Origin of the sequence: Bartonella sp. SD1336NMGDW (assembly GCF_042193565.1) — a bacterium.
In the GTDB taxonomy this organism is placed as follows: domain Bacteria; phylum Pseudomonadota; class Alphaproteobacteria; order Rhizobiales; family Rhizobiaceae; genus Bartonella; species Bartonella grahamii.
The window spans coordinates 1-7,450 of sequence record NZ_JBHILW010000025.1 but is presented as its reverse complement, the minus strand read 5'-3'; the positions used below and the strand labels follow the sequence as shown (position 1 = coordinate 7,450).

At 38.8% G+C, this 7,450-nt stretch carries 2 protein-coding genes; both read left to right on the top strand.

Annotated elements, in window-relative coordinates; genetic code table 11:
• A partial coding sequence (locus tag ACFIKH_RS08230) for an autotransporter outer membrane beta-barrel domain-containing protein (RefSeq protein WP_375671450.1) occupies positions 1-3,377 on the top strand: 3,377 nt, incomplete at its 5' end.
• A gap of 744 nt (positions 3,378-4,121) precedes the next feature.
• Positions 4,122-7,450 (top strand): right-handed parallel beta-helix repeat-containing protein (locus ACFIKH_RS08225; RefSeq protein WP_375671448.1); only part of this gene is annotated, 3,329 nt, incomplete at its 3' end.

Sequence of the window (7,450 nt, the reverse complement as noted above, 5' to 3'; positions counted from 1 at the left end):
ATAATAACTCTACAATAACAGTGTCTGGAGGTTCATTCGACGGAAAAACTGATGGGGTATATGCGAAAGAAGGCAGCACCATTACTTTAGACGAAAAAGCTGCAGTTACATCATCTGATGGTTATGGACTTCATGCAGAAGGTCCAAAAGCCCAAATCACGAAGACGGGAGGAACTGTCAGTGGAAAACAAGCTGCATTATTTGCAGAAAAAGGTGGACAGATTGATGCCACAGATGTTGCTTTAACAACCACAGATGACAACGGAACTGGCGCAAAAGCCGATGGCGCTGACAGCGTCATTACATTAAAAGGCACAACAACCATTGAAAAAGTTGCAAACGGCCTTGATATACAAAATGAAGCTACAGCCAGTATGACCGGTGGTTCCATCACAGCATCTCAAATAGGTGCTCTTTTCAACGCTAGCGGAAGTGATGAAAATAAAAACACGCTGGACAATGTAAAAATATCGAGCAGCAAAGATGACGCCTTGATAGATAAAGGAATAAGTGCCGAAAAAAGCACTGTGTCTTTAAGCAATGTAACCGTCACTAAAGCGACAACAGGCATATTTGCAAATAATAACTCTACAATAACAGTGTCTGGAGGTTCATTCGACGGAAAAACTGATGGGGTATATGCGAAAGAAGGCAGCGCCATTACTTTAGATGAAAAAGCTGCAGTTACATCATCTGATGGTTATGGACTTCATGCAGAAGGTTCAGGATCTAAGATCACAATGGCAGAAGGAACAGTAACAATAAAGAATGAAAAAGCTGCATTATTTGCAGAAAAAGGTGCACAAATTGATGCCACAGATGTTGCTTTAACAACAGATGGCACAGGAACCGGTGTAGAGGCCTTTGGTCCTGATAGCACAATTGAATTGCATGGCGATACAAAAATTAACAATACTTTGAACGGTCTTGGAGCAGTTAATGGTGGTAAAATCACCAGCGAAAACTTAACCGTAGTCGGTGGTGAAGCAACTGATCAAGACACCGACAAAAGCCGCTCTGGTGTATGGACAGCGGACTCTGGGAGTGAAATTACTTTAACGGGCAAAACAACTATTAAAAATGTTGATGAAGGTTTTTATGCAGATGGTGGGAGTAAAATCATTAGCGGAGATTTAACAATGACCGGTGGTGAAAGTAAAAATGAGACCGTTGCTGTAAACGCTTCAGAACCTGATAGTGCAATCGAATTAAATGGTAAAACAACCATTCAAAATTTTGATGAAGGTCTTTTTGCAGGAAATAATAGCACGATTAAGATGATTAATGGTGATATTGAAGCAGCACAACGTGTTGTAGAAAACAAAATAGAAGTAAAAAAAGTTGCACTAGCCGTAGCATATGGTGGACTTATTGATCTCACAGATGTCTCTGTAACAGCAGGAATCAGTGGCTTGCAGTTTTTAGGTCTCTCTAAAACCAAACTCAATGAATCGAATGATCCCCAAAAACATCAAAGTAGTGAAATCAATTTAACCAATGCAGATATTCACGTTGAAAATGGTACTGGAATTCTTATTGGAGCTCTCACTGATAACGACATTGAAAATAATGCAGATCTGGCAATCGGTACAGCAAATCTCAAAAATTCAGAAATCCATGCTGATGTTTTACTAGGAAACGGCATTTATTTGAAAGACAAAGGGGTTTGGAACCAAGCAGGTTTAAAAGCGATCTCCAACGGCACTTTTACATTAAACGCTGATCAGTCTACTTTAGAGGGCAGAGCGAATATTGCTAAAGACAGAAATGTACACTTTGATCTGAAAAACGATACAACATGGACGTTGAAAATCAGCAAAAATGAAAAAGATGATGATGGTAATCTGCTTGATATTGCTCAAAGATCTCGTTCTGATGTTTCTGTGCTAAACCTCAACAACAGCTCCATTGTTTTTGATAAACCAACAGAAGATCATTACCAAACATTGCATATAGGTTCTGGTAAACCAGACACGCAAGAAGTCTACAACGCAACGGGTGATGCGAAGATTTACTTCAACGCTGAATGGAGTGATGGTGCTGCAATAGATGACCAAAAAACCGATAGACTTTTGATCAATGGAGATGTCTCTGGTAACACATCAGTTTATGTTACGGGGCGCTTAGAAGCGAACAATGTCAAAGCAAATACCTCTGCTGCTGCCAATATCCGTGGTCTGTCACTCATTCAAGTTTCTGGAAAAGCAGAAGAAAACTCTTTCAAACTTGTAAATGGCTATACCACAAGAGATGGCTTACCGGATATGTATACACTACGTGCCTATGGACCAGACTCAAGCCATGGACAGGCCGATATTGCGCAAAACCTGTTTGATGAAAAGAATGAAAATTTCTGGGATTTCCGTTTACAACCTGAAATTCTTGAAGCGGGTTCTGGCTCTGGTCCAAGTGTGATCGCCCCTGTAGCACAAACAGCAAGCTATTTGGTCATGCCAAATGCTCTCTTCTACAGTGGATTAACAGATATGGCTAAACAAAACGCGCTCTTAGCCAATATCAGAACATCTGTCTTAGGAAAAGAAGAAGAGAAACAAACCGGTTTCTTCCTTTACACCTATGGAAGCACAGGAACTTTATCTTCTGAACGCGGACCTCTCAAATACGGTTACGGTGCTGATATTCGTTATGCTGCTCTCCAAGCCGGTGTTACATTGGCAGCAATTGAAGGGCAAAATACCACAACACATCTCGGTCTTGTAGGCACCTATGGGCAGCTGTCATTCACACCAAAGGACATAAAAGATGCAGGAAAGAACACGCTGGATAAATGGGCCATTACAGCCTATGGCAGTATACAGCATAACAGTGGTTTCTACATCGATGCACTCTTGTCCTATGGTATCCTAAAAGGGCATATCGCCAATGCCATCAGAGGCAATACCGCAAAATTGAACGATGCCAAAATGTTGAGTATCTCCACCACTGTTGGCAAAGAATTTGCAACCGGAATGGAAGGTTTAACCTTCGAACCACAAGCACAAATTGCCTATCAACATTTGATGTTTAACACCATTGAAGATGCTGATAATTTCACTGTTGATATGAACAATCCTTCTCAATGGTTAATCCGTGTTGGTGGACGTTTGACCAAAACCATTTCCACTGAAAACAGCCGTCCTATGTCTTTCTATGGAAAAGTAAACTTGATCAAAACCTTTGGTGATGATGGTACCATTCATATTGGTAGAGACTTTGACCTTGATCCTATGGGACCTGCAATTGAAGGCGGCATTGGCATCAATGCACAACTGTCTCACAATTTCTCCCTTCATGGTGATGTAAGCTATCAACAAAAGCTTCAGAAAACTGGTATAAGTGGTGCTAGCTTTTCAGGTGGAATACGCTATCAGTTTTAAGACAAGGCTGTAAAAATAGCCTATCATTCTATTCAATTTAACAAAAAGGCAGCTCAATGTGCTGCCTTTTCGCTTTATATAAATCCTAATAACACTAAAACTACCCCCTGCCTTTTTATCAAGAAAAATATAAGGTATTTTTATCCAGAATATATTAAAACCCACAAATAATGAAAGCGGAAACCTTTTAATAAAAATGCAGTTTTGCAGTTTTATTAACCAAAGTACCTTTCATTTAAAGCTTTAACATAAAGCTCTTTATTAATTACGTTTTTAAACTGAAGATATGTCTGTTTTATCGCCCTCAATAAGATAAGCAATTATAAGAAACTTTCCCCTCATCTGAAAACTCAAACAAATTTTTTATCTATAAAATATTCAAACAAGAAAAAACACAAAAAACTATAAACGATAGGATCGTAAAATATATTCGAATAATTATTATAAAATGTCTTAAGAGACATAAAGAACTCTAAGTAATTATCAAAAATTATGTTTATTATTTTATCAAGATATAAAAAATAATTCCACTACAAACAGAAAATCAATAAACTCATTTAATAAAAAATAAACTATACATAATATGCATTTTCATGAAGATTATTTAAAATATTTGACAAAGAAGTAAAAACAACTTACCGAGCTAGAGGTAATGTAACAACACTAAGAACAGTAACTCATTTTCACTTCTTCTTATGAGGTCGGTGGGGAAATGAATATTGGGGACTTCAAAGGAGAATACGGGTGTATAAAAAATCCCTTTTATCATATACAGCAACAGTCGCGATCATACTCTCTAGTATCTATTCCAATGCACATGCTGAATCTCTTGAAGCTTCTGGAGAAGGACACGCCATCACCGGAGAAACCGGAAAGGCCTATGAAATTCTTCATGCAAAAGAAAGTGGCAAAATCACTGGTGAAAATTTAACCGTAACCGGAAATAAAGACACCAATAAAGGCGCTAACAAAGGCTCCAGCGAAGGGGGCGTCTCCCCTCCTCCCGGATCATCTTCTTTAGAATCACCGGCTGCTGTAACAGCTGAAGGCAAGGATAGTATAATCACATTAACGGGTAATAAAACAACCATTAAAGGAACTGATTCTGCCATTATCGTAGGTGTTGAAGCAAAAAACGGTGGCACGATCTCCATAACTGGAGGCTCCATTAATGCTTCTGATTTTGGTGCGATCTTCATGAACAGTAACAGCGACAAAAACAAGCTGGAAAATGTAACAATATCAAGCGGTGATGATAAAACACTACTGGGATTCGGAGCAGGAGCAGAAAACAGTACAGTCACTTTAAAGGATGTAATCATAAAACAAACAAACAATGCTGTAAGTGCAAAAGGTGGCTCTACAATAACAATCACTGGAGGTTCATTTGCTTCAAAAGAAGCAACAATAGTTGCCTCGCAAAACAGCAAAGTCACTATAAACGATTCTACGATTACATCATCTGATGACTCTGGACTCTTGATAAACGAAAGTGGCTCAATCTCCATGACTGGAGGATCTATTAATGCTTCCTACGCTGGTGCTAGCTTCTCGAACAGTAACAGCGACAAAAACAAACTGAAGAATGTAACAATATCAAGCAATGAAGACGGAAAACAAATAACCTTTGGAGTAACCGTAAAAGAGAACAGTACAGTCACTTTAGAAGATGTAACCGTAAAAAAAGCGGGAAACGCTATTCTTGCAAATAATAGTTCTAAAGTAAAGGTCACTGGAGGCTCATTCGCTTCAAAAGAAGCAACAATAGCTGCCTTGAAAAACAGTGACATCACTATAGAGGGCGCTCAAATTACATCATCTAATGACACTGGACTCTGGGCACAAGAAGGTGGCTCAATCTCTATGAATGGCGGTTCCATTAAATCCTCATACGCTGGTGCTTCCTTCTCGAGAAGTAAAAACGAAAACAACAAACTAAAGAATGTAGAAATATCAAGTAATAAAGAGGGAGAATTATTAATCATTGGAGTAGAAGCAAAAGATAAAAGTCTTGTTACTTTAGATAATGTCAAAGTGACTCAAGCAAAAAATGCTATCATTTCAGATAATAACTCTACAATAACAGTCTCTGGGGGATCATTTGTTTCAAAACAAGCAACAATATTTGCGCAAAACGGCGGCACAATCACTATAAATGATTCTAAAATTACATCATCTGATAACACTGGGCTCTGGGCAAAAGACAATAGCACAATCAAAATGACGAAAGGAAAAGTTAAAGGAGGAATTTATGCAGCATTAACTGCTGAAAACGGTGGACACATTAATGTTACAGATGTTTCTCTCTCAGTAGCCACAGGTGGTGGAGCTGGTGCAAATGCCAGCGGCCCTGATAGTATGATCGAATTGCATGGAACAGAAATTGATCATGCTTTTCTTGGGCTTTATGCAGAAAAAAATGCTATAATTAAAATGACCGGAGGAACTATTACAACTTCTACAGTTGGTGCTACCTTTTATGACAGTAAAAGCAATGAAAATAAGTTGGAAGATGTGACAATATCGAGCAGTCAAAAAGGTGAAACGGTAGTGTTTACAGGATTAAATTCCCAAGCAAGCAATGTCACTTTAAAAAATGTACACATTACAAATGCAAAATTCGGCGTATATGCAATGGATCATTCTAAAATCACAATATCAGGAGGATCATTTGTTGGAAACGATATAGGGATTAACGCAGAGAGTGGCAGCACCATTGCTTTAACCGATGATGCCAAAATTACATCATCTAATGGTTATGGGCTCCATGCAAGTGGACTAGATTCCACCATCACAATGACGCAAGGAAACATAACGGGAAAAGAGGCAGCATTGGCTGTTGAAAACGGTGGGCATATTGATACAACAAATATTTTTGCAACAGCAGAGAGAAATGGCATAAAATTTGAAAATCCTGAAGAAGATACAACCTCAGAAATCAATTTAACCAACGCAAAGCTTCACATTAAAAACGGCATTGGAATTAACGTAGATGAGTCAACCGGCACAGTCAATCTTGGCAAAAAATCAGAAATCCGTGCTGACGTTCTATTAGTAACCAAAGCTTCAGCTGAAGAAAATGGTTTAGCTTTTACACTCAATTCTGATAACTCCATATTAGAGGGTAGAGCAAAAGTTATTAACAGTCCTAAAACAATCTTTAATTTGCAAAACAATACACAATGGATTGTAAAAACCAGCACAAACGAAAAAGATGATGATGGCAATCTGCTTGATATTGCTCAAAGATCTCGTTCTGATATTTCCACGCTCAATCTTAACAACAGTACTATTGTTTTTAATGGACCAACAGAAGAGCATTATCACACATTACATATAGGCTCTGGTAAACCAGACACGCAAGAAGTCTACAACGCAACGGGTGATGCAAAGATTTACTTCAACATTGCTTGGAGTGATGGTGCTGCAATAAATGACCAAAAAACCGATAGACTTTTGATCCATGGGGATGTCTCAGGCTCTACAACAGTTTATATCAAAAGCGATACAGGGGATGAAAGTAGTGTAATAAATGCCTCTGATCCTTCCAATATAGGTGGACTTTCACTCATTCAAGTCTCTGGAGAAGCAAAAGAAGACTCTTTCAAACTTGTCAATGGCTATACCACAAGAGGTCGTTTACCTTATAAATATACGCTAACGGCTTATGGACCAGAGTCAAGCCACGGACAAGCCGATGTTGCACAAAATCTGTTTGATGAAAAGAATGAAAATTTCTGGGATTTCCGCTTACATAAAGAAATTCTTGAAACGGATTCTGGTTCTGGTCCAAGTGTGATCGCCCCTGTAGCACAAACGGCCAGTTACTTAGTCATGCCAAATGCTCTCTTCTACACGGGACTAACCGATATAGCTAAACAAAATGCACTTTTAGCCACAATGAGAACATCTGTCTTAGGAAAAGAAGAGGAAAAACAAACCGGTTTCTTCCTTTACACCTATGGAAGCACAGGAACTTTATCTTCTGAACGCGGACCTCTCAAATATGGTTATGGCGCTGATATCCGCTATGCTGCTCTCCAAGCCGGTGTCACATTAGCAGCAATTGAAGG